Genomic DNA, 20,094 nt, shown 5'->3' on the forward strand with positions numbered 1-20,094 from the left:
TGTGGATAAACGACGATATAAGTTAGAATAGTCTGAAGTTATGAACTTCTCCACAATCTATCCACGTACTATGTGCATAAGTATTCCGTTATATGTGAAAACAAAATGTATGCACATGTGGATAAAAATATTCTGCCGGAAACTTATCCACTGTTTGTTACGTCATGGTAGACTGGATAAAAGAAAATAGAATAGCAGAAGGGGAGCCTTCGCGGAAAGAGAGTCATATGGAATTATTTGATTTAATTAAAGCGCTAATTTTAGGATTCGTAGAAGGAATGACGGAATTCGCGCCCGTTTCTTCGACAGGTCATTTGATTATTGTCGATGATATGTGGCTGAAGACGGAAGAATTCCTTGGGAAATATCCTGCGATTACATTTAAGATAGTGATTCAACTCGGTTCAATTTTGGCGGTTGTCGTAGTATTTTGGAAGCGGTTATTTAGTTTAGTCGGTTTGTATAAAGTAGATAGCGGAGTCAAGATGAGCGAGCGTTTCAATTTATTACACGTAATCGTTGGGATGTTACCCGCTGTTATTTTCGGTTTTGCATTTAAAGACTTGATTGATGATTACTTATTCGGCGTGGAAACCGTTATTTTTGCGTTAGTTGCAGGAGCGGTGCTGATGATTGCTGCGGATAAGTTTGGGCCGAAAAATCCACGTGTACAGACGTTGGATCAAATTACATATAAACAGGCGTTTACAGTTGGACTGGTTCAGTGTTTGTCGTTGTGGCCTGGATTTTCACGATCGGGTGCGACGATTTCAGGTGGTGTATTGTTCGGGATGAATCACCGGACGGCTGCTGATTTTACGTTCATCATGGCGGTTCCGATTATGATGGGTGCGAGTCTGGTATCGGTATTGAAGAACTGGGAGTATATGTCGATGGATGACTTAGGATTTTACGTGGTTGGTTTCTTGAGTGCGTTTGTGTTTGCGCTGATTTCAATTCGTTTCTTTTTGACGTTGATTTCAAAAGTCAAGTTGATGCCATTTGCGATTTATCGTCTCGTGTTGGCAGCGATCTTGGCCGTGATTGTGTTTTTATAAGAAGTGAGACGACCTTTGCGGGATGTGCAGAGGTCGTTTTTTTTACATGAAATAAAATGGAAAGACTGGCAGTGGTTACGGTAGGGGATTTGCGCTACAGAGGGGACGCATTTTGAAGTGCCCGCGGTGAGCCAACCAGGTCGCAAAGCTCCCTTTGGTTGTCTCACCTGATCGGGCTGATCCTCCCGGAGTCGCCCCTCCTCCGCGAAAATCCCTTGCAGTGTAAGTAGGTGATACATTTCATAGTTCGTTGAAGTTTATGTTGTAATTGTTTCTGTATTTTAATTTAGTTAATTTAAAAGACCGTAATAACTCACCCTCTACTGCGAGTGAGTCATTTGCATCTCGCTACGATCTATGTAGGATTGCAACGGAAGATAGGGGCGACCGATGGAGCAGCGCGGGCCTTGGGACCCCGGATAGATGCCTTAATTTCTGCAAAGTACACAGAAATACGGCAAAGCGTCCCCTATCTGGAGTTGCAATCCCCTTGTACCCACCAATTTACTGTCCAGCTTTAACGTGCTATATATTTCTTTCCGACTTCCGCAATCTCTACCGAACCGCTGAACGTTTTCATTGCTTCATTCAATATTTCATTAATATCACCATGGTGTGGCAGATGGGTGAGGACGAGTTGACCCACTTCTGCTTGCTGCGCAAGTGTTCCTGCTTGGCTACCTGCCATGTGACCTGGAGACTTGCCGAGGTGCTCTTCGTATAGATTGGCCTCGCAAAATACGATATCTGCGTGTTGCGAGAACGTAACAAGCTTGTTCGACCATTCCGTGTCGGCAGTGAAAACCACGGACTTGCCTTCTACCGTAAACTTCATTGCGAGGCAGTAGACGGGATGGATCGTTGGACAAAATGTTACGGTAAATGGACCGATTTGAACGGATTGGTCTTCCTGAATTTCGATACCTTGTGTTTGATTTTTATACGACAGTTTCTCAAATTGTTCTTTGTCTTGTGCGTGGCTGTAAATCGGCAAGACAGGTGACGGTTGACCGAGGTAATACTGAATCAAGCGGCTGTATTGCAGACTGCCGATGTCCGCGATATGATCCGCGTGGTAGTGACTGATGACGACTGCGTCGAGCTGGTCGAGTGTGATGTAATTTTGCAAGGAAGATAGAACGCCACTGCCGCAGTCGAAAAGGCAATGGAATCCTTCGTGTTCAATGAGAAATGAAGAGGTGGCGCTGTTCGCTTTCGGATAGCCGCCCCAGATGCCTAAAGGGATAATGTTCATGTGAATTCCTCCTGTTTGGGTATTTTAGTACTTTTATTGTAAGTGAAAGGTTAGTAAAAGTCGTAAAATAGGTTTTTTTGAGTTGCCGACTCTAAGCGTCACCTTTCACTTTTGGTTCATCTAGTTCAAGCGGCTAGGATCTCGGGTCATAAGCCGTGCTGGTCGTGAGGCAAAGAGCGCCTCAAGTCCAGCCCGTCTTATGCCTGTCGATCCTGACGAACCGCTTTCACTTTTGGTTCATCCAGTTCAAGGTGGCAGAGTCTCGGGTCATAAGTCAAAGCTGCTGTGCGGCAAAAAGCGCCGCTTCGCATCTTCGCCTGATGCCTGCCGATTCTAAACGCCACCTTCCACTTTTGTGTCATCCAGTTCAAGCGGCTAGGATCTCGGGTCATAAGCCGTGCTAGTCGTGAGGCAAAAATCGCCTCAAGTCCAGCCCGTCTTATGCCTGTCGATCCTGACGAGCCGCTTTCACTTTTGGTTCATCCAGTTGCAGGTGGCAGAGTCACGGGTCATAAGTCAAAGCTGCTGTGCGGCAAAAAGCGCCGCTTCGCATCTTCGCCTTATGCCTGACGACTCTAAACGCCACCTTTCACTTTTGGTTCATCCATGCGATAATAGAGAAAATACACTTTGAGGATGACGATATGAGTAAATTAGTTGAAATACAGTTAAATGCACAGGGCGCGGTGGCTTTGAAGAAGGGATATCCTTTGATTTTGAAGGATGCTGTGATGACTAGCGAGATTCAGGCGAAGGAAGGTAGTTTGATTCGTTTGACGGATCGCTACCATAAATATTTGGCTACGGGTTATTATGGAATACAAAATAAAGGAATCGGCTGGGTGCTGACTTCGAATGAAAAAGAAGAGATTGACTTTGATTTCTTCGATCAAAAAATGGCAACTGCCTTTGAGCGTCGTGCGTCGTATGCTAATGATCCAGATACAACGGCTTACCGTTTATTTAATGGGGAAGGCGATGGAATCGGTGGTTTGACGATCGATTATTTCGACGGCTATTATATGGTCAGCTGGTACAGTGAAGGCATTTATGCGTTCCGCCACCACGTCTATAATGTTCTGGATAAGCGTGGGGAATATAAAGCGGTGTATGAGAAGAAGCGTTTTGATTCGAAGGGGCAGTATGTCGAGCAGGATGATTTTGTCAAAGGAACGCCTGGAGATTTTCCGATTATTGTTAAGGAGAACGGCATGAACTTTGCAATTGATTTGAATGATGGCGCGATGACTGGAGTTTTCCTTGATCAGCGCGATGTACGTGAGGCGATTCGGGACAAGTATTCAGAAGGTCGCGAAGTGTTGAATACGTTTTCGTATACAGGAGCGTTTTCGGTTGCAGCTGTTTTAGGTGGAGCGAAGAAAACGACGAATGTGGATTTGGCGAAGCGTAGTGTCGCAAAGACAATCGAGCAATTCAGTGTCAACGGTATCGATTATGAGCAACAAGATATTAAAGTGATGGATGTCTTTGACTATTTCCGTTACGCGAAGCGTCATGACATGAAATTCGGACTAGTCGTGCTGGATCCACCGAGCTTTGCGCGTTCGAAGAAGTATACATTTAGTACAGCGAAGGATTATCCTATGTTGATGAAAGAAGCGATTGCGGTTACGGAGAAAAACGGCATTATCGTCGCTTCTACAAATAATGCGAGCTTCAGTATGAAGAAGTTCAAAGGCTTCATTGAGCAAGCTTTCAAAGAGACAGGTATGCGTTATAAAGTACTGGAAGAATCCACATTACCGAGGGACTTCCGTACGCCACGGGACTATCCTGAATTTAACTATTTAAAAGTAGTGATTGTGCAGAAGTTACGTTAATTCGTCACAAAAAGTAGGGTGACAATGTCAATATTTCCTAGTACGATGGATTCAATGAAGTCGTGAAACGGGAGGTAAACATATGAAGCAAGTACTTGCGCTGATGGCCGTGGTGTCTGCTTTGGTACTAACTGGCTGTTCCAATGCATATAGTCAAGAAGACGGCTACCGCATGGCCATCATCAATCAAGGATTCCCTGTTCCGAAAGAAGCGTATGAAGTAAAAGCAGAAGATTGCATAGGGGAGATTTCTAAATCAGCGAAATATAAGTTGAAGGGAATCGGTGACTCCGAAGGCAATCCGCCAGATCATTATTTGCGTACTATTGAAGAATGGGGCTGGACGGAAATGGTGGAAGACCGCAGGGGATCTATCCATTTCTATGAGAAGCAAGGCAAGATTATGTCGCTCAATATTCAAGAGAACGTTTTTGATGTATTTGAAATGACGAGTGCAACGGATTCATAAATAAGGTGGCGAGAGTATGGAGACGAAAAAACCGAAGCTAGACATAGAGAAGCCTGCTGTTGCAAAAGCGTTCGATGTGTTGGTGATTGCTTTATTCGCTGCTGCTCTCGTCTATTTACTATTGCAGTGGAATCAATTGCCTGATCGTATTCCTGCGCATTTTGGAGCGAATGGGGAAGTGGACCGTTATGGTTCGAAAATAGAATTACTGCTGTTATCAGTCATTGGCGTCGTTATGTGGGTAGGTTTATGGATAGTGGAGAAGTATCCGTATATGTTTAACTACATGAATTTGCGCCCTGACAATGTAGAAATCCAGTACCGCTATGGCGTGCTATTCATGAATGTCATCAAAAACCTTTCTACATTAGTAGTGATCTTTCTACTATGGCAGTCTGTCGATATCGCTTTGGCTCGAATCGGTTCATTGAACGCGCCTATCCTCATCACGCTACTTGTACTACTCTTCAGTGCGATAGGTGTTTATTTTTATAAAGTACTGAAATTATAGCCATGCCTGAATTGTATTTCTAAAATTCTACCAATAAATGAATCTATTGATCACCTCCTATCGTATACTCATGATAAGAGGTGATTTTTTGTGAAATGGAAACTGTTACTTGTCACTTTACTAGCTTTCCTTGTTCTGCCGACGACAGTAGGGGCTGTAGATTTCAGCATTTCGGATGTAAAAATCAACGCACAATTGGAAACGGTTGGCACCGTCCGGGTAACGGAACAGCATACCTATAATTTTGACAGCGAATTTAACGGGATCATTCGAGAAATTCAACCGAAACGAGGAGCTTCGATTGAGGAGTTTAAAGCCTCTGAAAAGGGTAAAGAGTTAAGGATTGAGAAGCGTAACTCGGAATATCGTGTACATCGCAAAGGAGACAGCGAAGTCATTGTCTTCGATTTGCAATACTCCATTAGAAATGGAATGGAAAAGTATGCAGATGGCGCGCAGTTCTACTGGCCATTTTTCGATCGTCGTAATGAAACCGATTATGGCAATATGACGATTACGATCGTGCCACCTAGTAAAGCGTCTGACGTGATGTTCATCGGCTATGACAGTGCGGAAGAGACAGGAAAAGTGCAACCGGATGGAACGGTCATATTTTCATTAGGGGAAGTCCGTGCGGGAGACAATGGAGATATTCGTGTGGTCTATGAGCCGACTTTATTTCCAGCAATGACCGCAGTAGATGGCGAAATCCGTTCGACATTGAAGAAGGATCAGGAAATAGCGGCTATGCTTCGGCAGGAGTTCATTGAGAACCAAAAGATTGTGGGCACTGTGGGTGGTGTGAGTGTAACGGCAGGTATTCTTGGCGTCGGTTTGATTGCATTTTTTGCGAATGCTAGAAGAAAAAGATATGTGAAGGAAGCGCACTATCAAATGGAATTGAATGGTTTCTACGTTCCAGTGAATGATATGAGTTTACCGGCAGTACTTCTCTTCAAGAATGGTGTAGCCTCGGTTGAGCTGATGTCTGCAGCACTACTTGATCTCGTTCGAAAAGGACATGTGAAACAAGTATCCGACGAGGAATTTGAGTTGGTCGATGCGAACGTCAAATTAGAACATGAGAAGGCATTGATTCAGCTATTATTTTTCCAAATCGGCCACGATAAAAAATTCACATTGAATGAGTTGAAAAGTTACACAAAAGAAAAGAAGAATTATCAAGCATTTGATAAGAAGTTTAGCTTGTGGAAGGATCTTTTACAAGCAGAATTGAATCAATTTGAAGTGAAGGTCAAGACTACGAAAGAACGTATAATCCTAAGCTTGATCGGTGTGCTTGGAATCGGGTTCGCTATCTCCTTTGTCTATTATGAATTATATGTGCAATTAGTCATAGTGGCGATGTTGACTTTGGTTGCATTCGGATTCGCATTGTTCTACAGTCCGTACAATTATGAGGGGACGCTGCGGAAGCAGGAGTGGGAGCGAGTGGATCAATGGATACGAGAACTACATACGGAAAAATGGGAAGGCTTATCGCTTGATGATCGATTTCGTGTGTTGATTTATGGAGTCGGTGTGAAGCATCCTGAACTGGACGCGTATTATAAGGATTTCGCCAGTGTCCAGAAGCAACTTGATCAAAAGCGCGCTCGTTATGATGAAAGATATCGACAGGATACGGAGGACGCTCAGTACGGAAACGCCTATTACGGAGGCGTTGTCTATAATCCTATGTTCCTCGCCGGTTCTTTCAATCAAGCATCGGCCAATGTATCACACAACGCTCCAAGCAGTGATAGTAGTAGCAGTGGAGGCGGAACGGGTGGTGGAGGCGGTGGATCAGGTGCGTTTTAAGATAAGTAAAAGGAGTGAATAGAGTGGGTAAGACAATAGTTTGGTTCCGAAAAGATTTGCGTTTGCATGATCATCCGGCATTGGTGGAGGCGGCAGCACATGGTGAAGTGTTGCCCGTCTTCATTTTGCCGGAAACACGCCACGCAGCATCTGATTGGTGGTTGCATCACAGTTTGCTGGAAATAATCGAGCGCTTTGCAAAGCAGCAAATTCAGTTCGTGATCAGACAAGGATATCCTGTTGAACAGCTGATGAAGTTGCTAGATGAAAGCGAAGCCGATCAACTTGTGTTCAATGAATTATATGATCCGGAAAGTCGTGAAGTGGAACGTGGAGTAGCAGAGGCTTGTGAGAAAAGGCGTGTTCAAATGCGTTCATTCCAAGGGTCACTACTCGTTGCACCGGATGCGATTTTCAATAAAACCAATCAGCCATATAAAGTATTTACGCCGTTTTGGAAGCGGCTCCGCCAAGAACGGATTGCGACACCGCTCGCAACTCCTGAACTTGTACCGTCTACTGGTACACTACAGTCATTGTCTTCAGAAGAATGGGGACTATTATCGGATGAACCTTGGTATAACAAGTTTGCAACTTATTGGCGACCTGGGGAAAAAGCTGCGATGGACTGTTGGGAAACGTTTCGAGACGGTGGGTTGTGCGATTATTTAGTGGGACGAGATCTCCCTGCGCAATATAGTGTTTCGCGCATGTCGCCTTACTTGGCTTGGGGGAATGTTAGTGTACGTTCGCTATGGCATGGTGCATTAGCTGCGGCGGAAGACGTCGGTGATCGGCAAGTGGAAGCTTTTATTCGGCAATTGGCGTGGCGGGATTTCGATAATTACCAGCTACTGTACTTTCCAGAAATGTTGACGAAACCCGTGCGACCGGAGTTTGAAAAGTTCCCGTGGCAACCTGCCGACGCTCAGCTGGAAGCTTGGAAAACAGGGCGTACCGGTTATCCGTTAGTCGATGCCGGAATGCGTGAATTATGGGAAACAGGCTATATGCATAACCGTGTGCGAATGGTCGTAGCTTCTTTTTTGATTAAACATTTATTGATTGACTGGCGAGAGGGCATGGCGTGGTTTGAAGAGACGCTGCTCGACTTGGATCTAGCGAACAATGCGATGGGATGGCAATGGGTGGCGGGCAGTGGTTTTGATGCGTCGCCGTACTTTAGAGTGTTTAATCCCATTCTTCAGGCAAAAAAATTCGATGAAGATGCTCGCTATATAAAAAAATGGCTGCCCGAGTTGGCGGACATGCCAGTAAACTATGTATTTCAACCAGCAGACGCACCGGTTGATGTGCTGGAATCAGCAGGCGTTACGATTGGTACATCCTATCCGGCTCCGATTGTTGACCATCAAGCTGCCCGTGCACGCGCATTGGCAGCGTATGATACATGCAAAAATTCTTAAATGTCATCAATAGATTCAAGTAGATGAATATGTTGTAGCTGTAACCGATCCGCCCAAATGAACGATCCGTATCCGCCTAGATAAAATTCGGTATGAGGGTGTTGGCCTGCAAACTCGTCCAATTCTTGTATCATCTGTGGACTCTCTTCAAACGGAAACGTAGTCGACGCCGACAATAACACTTTGCCCGGCTTGATTTTTTCTATAAGAGACTGAATAGCGCCAGGAGCAGGTAATGATCCAATCATCGCTGTACGCCAGCCTTTTAGCATGAGTTGCAGTAAAAAAATATGCACCGGAATTTCATGTGATTCATTCGGGAGACATGCGCCGAGCAATAAGGGCGAGTCCTCCCGGTATTGGAAGTTGCGCCGTAGTTGGACGAGTTGATCTCGTACGACCAGACTTGACAAGGCTTCCTGATATTCATCCCACTCTCCACTTGCCCAGTGATCACCTATTTCCTTCAAAAATGGAATGACGATTTGCTGGAGATAGTGTTCAAGTCCTAACCGATGGTAGGCGGCTTGCAAGGAAAAGTTTAATTCTAATTCATCACAATTTTTACCGTGGCGCAATAAGTCGCTCAATATATCTTCTATATAGGTATTTTCGGGATTCGATGGGAAAATGGAGTTTTTCTGGGATTTCGCCATCTCGGCTGCTTGTAAGAGCGCAAAACCATCCTCTGCATAACGTTTCATCAGCAAAAATAACCGAATATCTTCATCGTGATATACCCGATAGCCATTATCTAGTCGCTGTGGAATCACGATATCATAGCGTTCTTCCCACTTCCTCAAGACTTGCCTCGACAAACCTGTTTGCTCCGCAACTTGTTTAATTGTATACGTAGGGGTTTCAGATGACGGCTTCAAAATAATCAACCTTTCATTTTACTATAATTTGCGATCATACATCGCCCAGTTCTATATGTTTAACATTATACATAGATTTGACAATGTAAGTCAAACCTGCTATTTTTACATGGTAGGAAGGTGTCTTAATGAAAACGACATATATAGTACAAGGTACATGGATTGGTATCATAACGGGTGTTTTTCTCGCTATTTTCTTCAAAATCATACAGTCGATTACAGGTCACAAGGTCTATACTTTGTTATTGAATGTGGATTACATACCCATCGTAAAAGAATATGTATTTCCAGAAGTAATTGAAGTGTTTTTCCATCTGATTGTTTCAGTTATTCTTTGTATCATACTGGTGATTCTGTATGACAAGAGTAGTGGTTTCATTCGTCATCATGCGGTATTGTTCCCTTTTCTAGTGAATAGTATTATCGGGTTATTACTGTATCCGACGACTTCATTTTCTGATCGTACGCCAAGTGTCACAAATATCATTTCTTTGTCCTGTTGGCTCGTCGGACACGCTGTATATGGTTTCTTCGTAGGGGTTTTGATTAGCAGGAAATCAAAAAATATAAAATAGGTCTATTCCGGTCAATTATTCTAGTATGTATAGACAGACTACTGTATAATCAACTTACATTAAGATTGTACAAAGTATGAACAGTTTGGAAAGCGAAAGTTTGTTCGTGTCAGTTAAAGATAAAGGAGAATTTCAATATGTGGATCACTAAAAAACACAAGGCCCAATCATTAGTCCGCTCTATTTCCACTACCCCTGTCAAATTGCAAGTTCCTACCAAAGAAATTCAATTGCAGTTAGATGCTATTCAATTAAGAGAACGGGATTTACAACTTTTACGCGCGTTAAAAGATCCAATGAATGACCGGATTGATGAAATTGTAGAAGCCTTTTATTCTAGTGTCACGGCAGTTCCTAAATTGTCTCAGATGATTGAAACGTACACTACGACCGATTATTTACGTAAGACGCTAGCTGTACATCTCGCGGGATTATTCGACGGTGTGGTTGATGAAGCCTATTTACTCAATCGCAGTAAAGTAGCGGGTGCTCATTTGCGCATAGGCTTGGAACCTAAATGGTATATCGCGGCTTTTCAAAACTTGCATGCAACGATGCTCGATATATTATTTGATTTAGAATTGGACCGTGCAGAAGAACGTGAAATGATCGTAGCGTTAAGTAAGATTTTGAATTTCGAAAAGCAATTGGTTCTTGAGGCGTTCGAGAAGAGTACGAATGATGCAATTCATGCAAATCAGCAAGAAGTAAAAGATAGCGTCAAGCAACAAATTGGAAGTATTGCGCTTGAGATTGAAGAGAAGTCCGAGTCCACATATGCGGTAGTCAATGATTTAATCGAGCAATCTACTACACTCGAAGGAAAAATTCAGGAGAGTATTGTCCGTTCCGAAACGTCAGTCCATCAAGCACAGTCTGGAATTGAACAGATGTCACAGATGGTGGTCACTTCGGAGACAATTGTCAAGGAAACGAAAGGCATGGCGGCATTGATTGAAGAATTAAACCGCGCATCCATTCAAATTGAAGAAGTCGTTCAACTAGTGAAAAATATTGCAGATCAGACCAATCTTTTGGCACTGAACTCTGCAATTGAAGCGGCACGTGCGGGTGTTCACGGAAAAGGTTTCGCGGTTGTTGCGGATGAAGTCCGAAACCTAGCGGATCAAACGAAACGGTCGACAGATAATATTGCACAACTCGTCGCGCAGTCGAAGGCGAAGACGCGAGCTGTTCATGATGCGATAGATACTGTCACGAAGTATGCCGATATGGGCATGAAAGAAACGGAAACAACTAGAGAGACATTCCAGAACATAACTGAGACGGTTCATTTGACCATAGACGATATCCAGCATTTTTCAGACCATATGAAAAATTTGCAAAGCGTCATTACATCAATTGGCGGCGTATCGAAGGAAGTCGTATCCACTTCTTATGAGTTGGAAGAAGCGATAAATGTCCTATAAAAGGAAGTGAGAATGAATGTTTTTAGCGTGGAGCGAAATCAAAAAGAATAAATTACGATTTTTACTCATCACATCGATTTTACTATTGGTGTCATTCCTCGTGTTCTTCCTATCCGGACTGGCAAATGGATTAGCCAGCATGAACAGAGAAGCGATCGACTCGTGGAAAGTCGATGCAGTCCTTCTGACAGAGGAATCTGATAAGAGTTTGTATGAGTCGGCACTTGATAAGAAAATAGCCGATGAACTGGATGCGAAAGAAACGGCTGTTGTTAGCCAAATGGGCGCCATCGCAAACAATGGTGACACCAAGCAAAATGTCATGCTCTTCGGTATAGATAGAGAAGAGTTCATCAAGCCTGAAGTTAGTGAAGGGGACCCGACATTTTACGTTCAAAACGGTGTCGTGGCATCGGATGTGCTGAAAGATGAAGGCTTTAAAATAGGGGATACGCTCGAGTTATCTTCATCTGACACGAAACTGACGATTGTCGGCTTCACGGAAAAAGCTCGTTTTAATGCATCGCCTATTCTCTATATGAAGTTAAATGATATGCAGAAAATTAAATATGGTGACGCCTATACAATGAATAAAGACTTGGTTAATGCAATTGTCATCAAAGACAAAGACTGGGATACACTTTCATTGCCAGACAATACGGAAATCATTGAAACGGAAACATTTATCGAGAGTCTGCCGGGTTATACGGAGCAGAATTTAACGTTAACGTATATGATTTACTTCCTGTTTGTCATTTCAGCGGCAATCGTTGCCATTTTCTTATACGTATTGACTGTACAGAAAATCAGCATGTTCGGTCTGATGAAAGCGCAGGGAATTTCCAGCGCCTATTTGGCAAGATCCGTTATCGCACAGACATTCATTCTCGCGTTGATCGGGGTAGTCCTAGCAATTTGGACTGACGTTGCTTGCGGGAAGCTTCCTGCCAAATGCAGTTCCTATCATGTTTGATATACCTACCATGATAATTTATGGGTTGGTCTTAATAGTAGTGGCAATTCTCGGAGCAGTCATTTCAGTTTGGACGATTATCCGAATTGACCCGCTCGAAGCGATAGGAGGGTAAACGATGGTACTGGAACTACGAAATGCGAAAAAGACGTTCGGTGAAGGCAATACGCTCGTTGAAGCGATGAAGGAAACCAATTTCTTAGTTGAACGTGGAGAATTGGTCGCGGTTATCGGTCCGTCAGGTTCAGGTAAAAGTACGTTCCTGACGGTGGCTGGCGCTCTGCAAACACCAAGCGAAGGCGAAGTCATCATTAACGGTAAAGAATTATCGCAGCTAAATGAAAAGCAACGTTCAAAAATCCGTTTGCAGGAAATCGGGTTTATATTGCAAGCTTCCAACCTTGTGCCGTTCCTAACTGTTGATCAGCAGCTTGAATTGCTAAATAAAGTGAAGAAAGACAATATGACCAAAGATGAGCAACGTAAGTTATATGAAGATTTAGGTATTACCAAGTTGCATAAGAATTATCCATCTGATTTATCGGGCGGTGAGCGACAACGTGTGGCGATTGCGAAAGCATTGTTCAGCAAGCCAGCGATTCTTTTGGCGGATGAGCCTACCGCTTCACTCGATTCGGATCGGGCATTTGAGGTGATGGAGTTGTTGCGTAATGAAACGAAGTCGAATCAAACGGCGACCATCGTTGTAACACATGATATACGGTTGATTCAATACGTGGATAAGGTGTACAAGATGACGGATGGTGTGTTGAAGTTGGAGAGTTCGGCTGAGATGGCATTGGATTCGACGGAATGAGCGAGGGTTGAATAAATAATGAAATAAACGCTTCGGAAAGCTGTTTTACGGCTTTCTGAAGCGTTTTTTATTGGAGGATTTATTGGTTATGCTCATAAAATTGCGCTAAGCGCTCTAAGCACAAGCATCATCCCAATAAACCGGCGACAATCTTCCGGGCTACCATGATATCCTTCGTTCCATGAACCAACATCCGCCCATCACGGAATAACACGAGTCGATGAGCGTTGTATTCACAGGAAACCAAATATGGGTTTTGTTTTAAATTAGAAACAATACCGCGAATGGATTCGGCAAATGGTAGTAGTTCCACTTGTCGGTGCTTCGGCCAGGTCAGTTGCACGGTGTCGCGCCCGCACAGTACGGCAGTCCGAATGACTTCATTGGCAGATAGGTAAGGATAGGTTGGAGTGTCTGAGCAACTCGGACAACTAGATTTCTTCATACTGTGCACGTCCATTGCAGCACGTTCGCCTGTCCATAGATCGACGGATTCCAGGCGCGGTTCCATCTGCGCACCCGTTATACACTTCAGCAATTCGGCGGTTTGACGGGCAGCCGTTGTAACGACGATTGGTGAGATGACGCCGACTGTATCGCATGTCAATGATTGTGGCGGTAACGCTTCGAGGAGACAATGCAGACAGGGGGACCCTTCTTTTACGCCAATAGGAAACGTCAGCCCGTAGCTACCGACGCAAGCACCCATGAAGAAAGGGATGCCGAGTTGTAACGCTGCGTCATTTGCTAGTAATCGTGTTTCGATATTATCTGTGCCGTCGAGAATGAATTGATGTCCCTCGAATAGGTCGAGAACATTTTCAGTTGTCACATCCGCTACTATTCCACGGATTTTCACATCGCTATTGATCGCGCGCAATCGGCTTTCCGCAGCGATCGCTTTCGGCAATTGATCGATGACATCTTGCTCTGTATATAATTGCTGTCTATGAAGATTGGTCCACTCCAAAATATCACGATCAACAATCGTTAGTTCGCCGACCCCTGCACGGACAAGCATTTCCGCTCCGGAAGAACCGAGTGCACCCGCTCCTAAGACGAAAACTTTTGCCTCGCGGATACGGTGTTGTCCAACTGGTCCGATAGGTGCAAATAGCTCTTGCCGAGAATATTTTCCGGTCAATTCGTCACAAGCCCTTCAGTTGGACTGCTTGCTACGCCGTAATCGCGGACTGGCATACGTCCTGCCTTATAACCGAGACGTCCTGCTTCAATCGCGAGTTTCATTGCTTCTGCCATCATGACAGGATTTGCTGCTTCCGATACTGCCGTATTGAGCAATACACCGTCTGCTCCGAGTTCCATCGCGAATGCCGCGTCTTTTGGAGAGCCGACGCCGGCGTCAATGATGACGGGGACATTAGATTGCTCAATGATCAATGACAGATTCAGCGGGTTCAGAATGCCTCTGCCTGAACCGATTGGCGAAGCGCCCGGCATGATGGCATGAACGCCTAATTCGCATAGTCTTCTTGCGAGCACTACATCGTCTGACGTATAAGGCAATACAATAAAGCCTTCCTCTAGCAGCATTTCAGTAGCGCGTAATGTCTCTACAGGATCTGGAAGCAATGAACGGCTGCATCCGATAATTTCCACTTTCACCATGTCACAAAGTCCTGATGCCTTTGCAAGACGTGCGATATGTACGGCTTCTTCTGCTGTACTTGCACCTGCAGTATTTGGAAGTAATGTATAGCGAGTTAAATCCAATTGCTCTAGAAAATTGGGCTGCGACGCTTCGAAAATATCCATGCGTCGTACTGCGAACGTGAGGATTTCTGCTTCTGATACTGCAACTGCCTGCTTTTGTATTTCAAATGAAGGATATTTCCCTGTGCCTAGTAATAACCGTGAAGAGAATTCTTTATCTGCAATTTTTAACATCTTCATCCGCCTCCTACAAAATGTATGATTTCAATTTGGTCTCGATCCATAATCGGTGCGTCATAGTGATCTTTTTGCAAAATCTCTTTATTTTTCTCCACAATCAAAATCCGATTACCCAGTCCCAAATGCTCAAGTAACTGTTGGATTGTTCCTACTTCCGGAACGACCGAATAGGTTTTTCCGTTCAAATCAATCATTTTCTTCATTAGATGCGCCTCCTATTCTATAACTTTGTAAGACTTTTAGTGAACGCATAGGGGATAATACAGCCACGCCTGCTACGCCGTTTCGTTGTAAATCAGGCAAGTGTTGCGGCTGAATTCCGCCGATTGCATACACGGGAATCGAACTACACGTTGCAATAGAAAACAATTCTTCCGTGCCGCGCGCTGGTAGGCCAGGCTTTGATTTCGTCTCGAAAACATGCCCGTACAAGAGCCAATCCGCGCCTTCCGTCGTAGCTTCCTTTGCTTCTTCCATTGAATGAATCGAGCAACCAAATTGTAGCTCGGGAAATTTCCGATGTGCATCCCGTAAAGACATGCCATAGCCAGTCAGCTGCACTTTCGTAAGGTTCAGCTCGATCGCTATGTTAGGTCTGGCATGTACAATGAGCTTGTCGAGTGGGAATCCACTATTCGCAAGACGCGTAATCAAGTCTGTCAGTTGTTCGTCTGTCTTGGACTTTTCACGCAAAATAATAGCATCTAGAAACGGCGCTGTCTGCTGCAAGTGTAGAGTCAGTTCATCAACCGAAAGACAGTCATCGGTCACGCCAAGTAACTTCATTCATTCCCCTCCAATAGAAAAAACCACTTCCCGAATCGGAAAGTGGTGGATGTGTCGACAGAAATATATACGGAACGACTCGCCACTTCCCTCCGCAGATACTAATCTGTTCAGGTAATAAGGGTTTCAGAGCCACACTCTTTTCTCAGTCCTTGTGAAGGATTCCCCTAATGGTCAAAATATTTGGTTTTCAGAACTAGCGTATCATGTACGTAGTGGAATGAAAAGAGTTTCTTTCATAATAGTAATAAAGCATCCAAATCGAGAATATCCACCGTTTTCATGCTGGACTGGCGAATCCAGCCCGACTCCTCGAATGCGCTAAGTTTTCGACTAATCGTTTCAGGTGTCGTCCCGAGGTGGGAGGCGAGATCTTTGCGACTCATCGGTAATTCGACTGTCAATTGTTGTTGTTCTTCTGATAAGTCGGCTAGATACAGTGCGATGCGCGTTTCTGCTGCTTCCATACCGATCCGCGCTGCCCGTTGTTCTGTTCGGGCGAGGCGAGAGGAGAACTCCTCTAACATCTTTAATGAGATCGCAGGATGTTTTTGTAGAAGTTGTTGCATTTGATCCCGTTGAATAATACATAATTCCACGGGTTCAAGTGTTTCTGCGTAGGCGTCATGAGGTTTGGCATTGAATAATGACAACTCACCTGTGAAATCTCCCGGTTCTAAAATTCGTACGAGTTGCTCTTTGCCGTTTTCTGAAAGGCGATATACTTTGATTCGTCCTTTATGCAAAATATATAAACCTTCGGAGCAGTCGCCTTCATTGTAAATAATTTTTCCACGTGGATGCGAAGTGTTTCGCGCGAGTCCTACTACGTGTTTCATCTGTTCAGTTTCCAAATGATTGAACAGCGGTACGAGCGATACACACATATTTTGATTCGTCGTATTATTGTGGGGCTGTTGACTCATTCACTTTCACCTCGCTTATAGTTCGATTGGCTGGTTTGTCACTAGTATAGCGTATTAATCGAATGGCGTTCAATATAACCAAAAGTACACTTACTTCATGAATGAGCATGCCGGATGCTAGGAACACTTTGCCTAACAGTACACCGGCCAACAGGAGGAAGACTGTGCCTACCGCAAAGAATGTGTTTTGTTTCATGTTATGGACAGTTGCTTTCGATAATGCATAGGCATGGGCGAATTGATCAAGCCGGTCCGCCATCAAGACGATATCAGCTGTTTCCATGGAAATGTCTGTTCCGCCTTTGCCCATGGCAAGTCCAATGTCCGCCGTGGCGATCGCAGGCGCATCGTTGATCCCGTCACCTGCCATGGCTACACGATGTCCTTGCTTTTTCAACTTTTGAACGGCGGCTACTTTGTCTTCAGGTAAAAGCTCCGCGTGGACACTGTCAAGACCGAGTTGTTCACCGACGAGTCGGGCAGTGTGGACATTGTCGCCAGTTAGCATAATCATTTGTTTGATCCCGCTTCTTCGTAATTTGACCAAAGCAGCCTGTGCTTCCGGACGGATCTGATCCGCTATGGAAATAATACCTGCGATGTTTCCGTGAATGCTGACGAACACAGCCGTATTACCTGCCTTTTCCCGCTTGGATGCATAAGCTTCCACGTCACTAGAAATAGGTATACCTTGCGATGCCATCAGTTTTCGGTTGCCGGCTACGAGTTGCTTGCCGTCTACTTTAGCAAGCATGCCGTTGCCTTTCATAACGTTTGCGTCACGCGCTTGATGTGTCAAGTCAATCAAGCGCTTCTTTGCTTCGCGGACGATCGTTTGACCGAGATGGTGTTCGGACAATAGTTCAACTTCTGCAGTTAGGCGCAGTAGCTCTTCTTTTTCGATACCCCAACTATGGATATCAGTTACCTCTGGACGTCCTTTGGTCAATGTGCCTGTTTTGTCAAAGACGACCGTGTCGATTTTCGCCAACTGTTCCATCACGTCGCCACCTTTAATTAGCACACCATGTCGAGCTCCGTTACCGATTCCCGCTACGATAGAGACGGGAGCGGAAATGACAAGAGCGCCAGGGCAAGCGATGACGAGGAAGGTTAATGTCATTTCGATGTTGCGTGTGAACAGATAGACGATCATCGATAAGACGACAATGGAAGGTGTATAGATGTTGGCGAATCGTTCAAGGAATTTTTGCGTTTTTGATTTGGCTTCCTGTGCTTCTTCGACTAGTTCGATAATACGAGCAAATGCTGTATCGTCACCAACGCGTTCTGCCATTATTTCGATATATCCGTTGTCTACTAATGTACCACTGAACACTTGGTCGTCTAGCGATTTGGCTGCCGGTACAGATTCTCCCGTGATGGCTGCTTCATTTATAGAAGCATTCCCTGTAACAATCGGTCCGTCAACTGGAACTTGTTCTCCCGAGCGAACGATTACCCGGTCACCGACTACTACCTCGTCAACAGCGATTGTCATTATTTTACCATCTCGAAGGATACTTGCTTCCAGTGGAGCCAGATCAATAAGTGCCTGGAGGGACGAGCGAGTTTTCTCCATTGTACGAATTTCAAGCAATGCTCCGAATACAAATAAGAAGGTAACTGCGGCGGATTCTACATACTCACCAATAAATAGCGCACCGATTACCGCGATGGTCACGAGAAGTTCAATACTAAAAGCTTTCATGCGGATAGCTTTCCAAGCTTTGATTGCAATCGGAGTACCTGCGATTAAAGTGGCAGCGATTAATGTAATCTGACGCGCATCATGAAAGCTTGCGAAATGCAAGATGATTGCTACCCCAAGCAAAATGGCAGATATAGAGGTGATGCGTACGGTTTGCTTTGCGTTCATTTGAATGCCTCCTCTCTATGAGACTTTTTTATTGAGAACTGGATAGCCGAGTTTACTAATCAATTCCTGTAATTCATCGGCTTCTACGATAGATTCATCGAACTCGACTCGAACTTTACTTGAATGGAATAATACTTTTACTTGCTGTACGCCTTTGGCTCGGGAAAGTGCCCCTTCGATTTTCTTAACACATGACGGGCAACTGAATGGTTCCATTAAAAATACGACTTTTTTCATTGATCTCATCCTCTTCTTGTGTATTTGTTAACTAAAGTATAAGAGTATTTTGTGAAAATGACCTTGACGTCCATCAACTTTTGTCAAACAATACTTTTTCTTCTCGTCAAAGTGCTTTATACTGAATAAGCAGTATACATTTATGAATAGAGGAGAATCGTACGGATGAAATTAACCTATTCTGGTAAAACGAAAGACGTCTACCGCTTGGAAGATGGCCACGTGCTATTGAAATTCAAGGATGATGTAACAGGGGAAGATGGTGTATTTGATCCAGGTGCCAACACAGTAGGCCTGACGATTGATGGTGCCGGGAAGTCTGGACTTCGCATGACGAAATACTTTTTCGAGAAATTGGAGGAGCAAAACGTACCGACGCATTACATCGATGCCGATCTGGATGAAGTGACGATGACGGTGAAGCCTGCTACGGTCTTTGGTAAAGGATTAGAAGTGATTTGTCGATACCGTGCGGTCGGAAGTTTCTTGCGCAGATTCGGTGCATATGCAGAAGAAGGACAAGTATTGGATGCATTCGTGGAAGTGACGCTAAAAGATGATGAACGTCAAGATCCACCCATTTCAGAAGATGCTTTGGCACAACTTCACATTTTGACGCATGAAGAATATGCGGTACTTAAAGAATTGACCCAGCAAATTTCTGAAGTAGTGCGATCAGAGATGGCGGAAAAAGGTTTAGAACTTTATGACATCAAATTGGAGTTCGGTCGCGATCCTGAACGAAACATCATGTTGATCGATGAAATTTCAGGAGGCAATATGCGCGTTTATCGAGGCGATACATATATTGAACCAATGGAATTAGAAAAGATATTATTTTCATAAAAGTCAACCGGAAACGAAAAATGTTTCCGGTTTTTTATATGTTCTCTCAAGCCATACGCTGACTGACTTAGCGGCACTTTACTTTTTAATCAAATAAATAAAATAATATATTTACTGTTGACAACGTTTTCATGGTTCCCTATAATAGCAACCAGTGTCAGAGGTGACACCTAGTTTGCTTCTTCACCAGTGTGTGAACGTTGGTTGGATGAATGCGTATGATAGTGAATTCTAGATAATGAAAGTGTCTTTCATATCAGCGAATCTTTAATATATCTGCTGTTTCCATGAACAAAAGCTCCCCGCTTTTGTAAAGGCGCTCTTTTTTGCTCTTCATACCGCAAGGCAGAAAGATAGCACCCAAAGTAGCCAGCACGAATCTCCATTTTGGCCTTTCTACGTAAGTACCCTTGCTAAGTCCGCTAGATTCATAAGTAGAATCTACCGAGTG

General features: G+C 44.2%; 20 protein-coding genes, 1 pseudogene and 1 riboswitch. Of the genes and pseudogenes, 11 read left to right on the forward strand and 10 right to left on the reverse strand.

The window, feature by feature from the left end:
* The first annotated feature begins 227 nt into the window (after positions 1 to 227).
* On the forward strand, positions 228 to 1,058 hold the full coding sequence (locus tag CSV75_RS12100; protein WP_099673466.1) for an undecaprenyl-diphosphate phosphatase: 831 nt from the start codon (positions 228 to 230) through the stop codon (positions 1,056 to 1,058).
* A gap of 517 nt (positions 1,059 to 1,575) precedes the next feature.
* Here the strand turns inward: CSV75_RS12100 and CSV75_RS12105 are convergent.
* Both CSV75_RS12105 and CSV75_RS16120 read right to left on the reverse strand, forming a co-directional pair.
* Positions 1,576 to 2,313, reverse strand: coding sequence for an MBL fold metallo-hydrolase (locus CSV75_RS12105; RefSeq protein WP_099676029.1), 738 nt, complete (start codon positions 2,311 to 2,313; stop codon positions 1,576 to 1,578).
* A 197-nt stretch (positions 2,314 to 2,510) separates the two neighbouring features.
* The gene (locus CSV75_RS16120; protein WP_144034782.1) at positions 2,511 to 2,705 is read right to left on the reverse strand and encodes a hypothetical protein; all 195 of its coding nucleotides are present in this window, start codon (positions 2,703 to 2,705) and stop codon (positions 2,511 to 2,513) included.
* A gap of 252 nt (positions 2,706 to 2,957) precedes the next feature.
* On the opposite strand from CSV75_RS16120, the gene CSV75_RS12110 reads away from it, so the two are divergent.
* The 5 genes from CSV75_RS12110 (at position 2,958) to CSV75_RS12130 (ending at position 8,382) form a co-directional block, all read left to right on the forward strand.
* A complete protein-coding gene (locus CSV75_RS12110) occupies positions 2,958 to 4,154 on the forward strand; it encodes a class I SAM-dependent rRNA methyltransferase (RefSeq protein ID WP_099676030.1) in 1,197 nt (398 codons plus the stop codon).
* Positions 4,155 to 4,236: 82 nt separating this feature from the next.
* Positions 4,237 to 4,623: a hypothetical protein gene (locus tag CSV75_RS12115; RefSeq protein WP_099676031.1), complete on the forward strand. Its 387-nt coding sequence runs from the start codon at positions 4,237 to 4,239 to the stop codon at positions 4,621 to 4,623.
* Positions 4,624 to 4,639: 16 nt separating this feature from the next.
* Positions 4,640 to 5,134, forward strand: coding sequence for a DUF1648 domain-containing protein (locus tag CSV75_RS12120; RefSeq protein WP_099676032.1), 495 nt, complete (start codon positions 4,640 to 4,642; stop codon positions 5,132 to 5,134).
* A 90-nt stretch (positions 5,135 to 5,224) separates the two neighbouring features.
* Complete coding sequence (locus tag CSV75_RS12125) at positions 5,225 to 6,955, forward strand: DUF2207 domain-containing protein (RefSeq protein ID WP_099676033.1); 1,731 nt, start codon at positions 5,225 to 5,227, stop codon at positions 6,953 to 6,955.
* 23 nt (positions 6,956 to 6,978) lie between these two features.
* Positions 6,979 to 8,382, forward strand: coding sequence for a cryptochrome/photolyase family protein (locus CSV75_RS12130; protein WP_158231655.1), 1,404 nt, complete (start codon positions 6,979 to 6,981; stop codon positions 8,380 to 8,382).
* On the opposite strand, the gene CSV75_RS12135 is transcribed toward CSV75_RS12130, so the two are convergent.
* A complete protein-coding gene (locus tag CSV75_RS12135; RefSeq protein WP_158231656.1) occupies positions 8,379 to 9,260 on the reverse strand; it encodes a MerR family transcriptional regulator in 882 nt (293 codons plus the stop codon). The genes CSV75_RS12130 and CSV75_RS12135 overlap by 4 nt on opposite strands.
* 128 nt (positions 9,261 to 9,388) lie before the next feature.
* On the opposite strand from CSV75_RS12135, the gene CSV75_RS12140 reads away from it, so the two are divergent.
* From CSV75_RS12140 to CSV75_RS12155, 4 genes and pseudogenes are all read left to right on the forward strand, one after another.
* Positions 9,389 to 9,835: a hypothetical protein gene (locus CSV75_RS12140; protein ID WP_099676036.1), complete on the forward strand. Its 447-nt coding sequence runs from the start codon at positions 9,389 to 9,391 to the stop codon at positions 9,833 to 9,835.
* A gap of 137 nt (positions 9,836 to 9,972) precedes the next feature.
* Positions 9,973 to 11,265 (forward strand): globin-coupled sensor protein, encoded by a 1,293-nt coding sequence (locus CSV75_RS12145; protein WP_099676037.1) that lies wholly within the window; start codon positions 9,973 to 9,975, stop codon positions 11,263 to 11,265.
* A gap of 16 nt (positions 11,266 to 11,281) precedes the next feature.
* Positions 11,282 to 12,353 (forward strand): annotated as a pseudogene (locus CSV75_RS12150) (ABC transporter permease).
* Between the two features lie 3 nt (positions 12,354 to 12,356).
* Positions 12,357 to 13,055, forward strand: a complete 699-nt coding sequence (locus tag CSV75_RS12155; RefSeq protein WP_099676038.1) for an ABC transporter ATP-binding protein — start codon at positions 12,357 to 12,359, stop codon at positions 13,053 to 13,055.
* Positions 13,056 to 13,182: 127 nt separating this feature from the next.
* On the opposite strand, the gene CSV75_RS12160 is transcribed toward CSV75_RS12155, so the two are convergent.
* The 7 genes from CSV75_RS12160 to CSV75_RS12190 all read right to left on the reverse strand — a co-directional run bounded on the left by CSV75_RS12160 (position 13,183) and on the right by CSV75_RS12190 (position 18,797).
* A complete protein-coding gene (locus CSV75_RS12160) occupies positions 13,183 to 14,199 on the reverse strand; it encodes a ThiF family adenylyltransferase (protein WP_099676039.1) in 1,017 nt (338 codons plus the stop codon).
* Entirely contained in the window at positions 14,196 to 14,969 is a 774-nt protein-coding gene (locus tag CSV75_RS12165; RefSeq protein ID WP_099676040.1) for a thiazole synthase, read from the reverse strand. Before CSV75_RS12165 ends, CSV75_RS12160 begins: the two co-directional genes overlap by 4 nt.
* A complete protein-coding gene (gene thiS / locus CSV75_RS12170) occupies positions 14,966 to 15,163 on the reverse strand; it encodes a sulfur carrier protein ThiS (protein ID WP_199171360.1) in 198 nt (65 codons plus the stop codon). The genes CSV75_RS12165 and thiS overlap by 4 nt, the downstream gene beginning before the upstream one ends.
* Entirely contained in the window at positions 15,156 to 15,755 is a 600-nt protein-coding gene (locus CSV75_RS12175) for a thiamine phosphate synthase (protein ID WP_099676042.1), read from the reverse strand. Before CSV75_RS12175 ends, thiS begins: the two co-directional genes overlap by 8 nt.
* A gap of 70 nt (positions 15,756 to 15,825) precedes the next feature.
* Positions 15,826 to 15,934, reverse strand: a riboswitch (TPP riboswitch).
* 57 nt (positions 15,935 to 15,991) lie between these two features.
* Complete coding sequence (locus CSV75_RS12180) at positions 15,992 to 16,681, reverse strand: Crp/Fnr family transcriptional regulator (protein WP_099676043.1); 690 nt, start codon at positions 16,679 to 16,681, stop codon at positions 15,992 to 15,994.
* Entirely contained in the window at positions 16,659 to 18,560 is a 1,902-nt protein-coding gene (locus CSV75_RS12185; RefSeq protein WP_099676044.1) for a heavy metal translocating P-type ATPase, read from the reverse strand. Before CSV75_RS12185 ends, CSV75_RS12180 begins: the two co-directional genes overlap by 23 nt.
* A gap of 15 nt (positions 18,561 to 18,575) precedes the next feature.
* Complete coding sequence (locus CSV75_RS12190) at positions 18,576 to 18,797, reverse strand: heavy-metal-associated domain-containing protein (protein WP_099676045.1); 222 nt, start codon at positions 18,795 to 18,797, stop codon at positions 18,576 to 18,578.
* Between the two features lie 165 nt (positions 18,798 to 18,962).
* On the opposite strand from CSV75_RS12190, the gene CSV75_RS12195 reads away from it, so the two are divergent.
* Positions 18,963 to 19,643 carry a phosphoribosylaminoimidazolesuccinocarboxamide synthase gene (locus CSV75_RS12195; protein ID WP_099631950.1) on the forward strand — a complete coding sequence of 227 codons (681 nt, stop codon included), beginning with the start codon at positions 18,963 to 18,965 and terminating at the stop codon, positions 19,641 to 19,643.
* Positions 19,644 to 20,094 lie beyond the last annotated feature (451 nt).

The sequence above is a fragment of the Sporosarcina sp. P18a genome, assembly GCF_002743135.1.
Taxonomy (GTDB): Bacteria; Bacillota; Bacilli; order Bacillales_A; family Planococcaceae; genus Sporosarcina.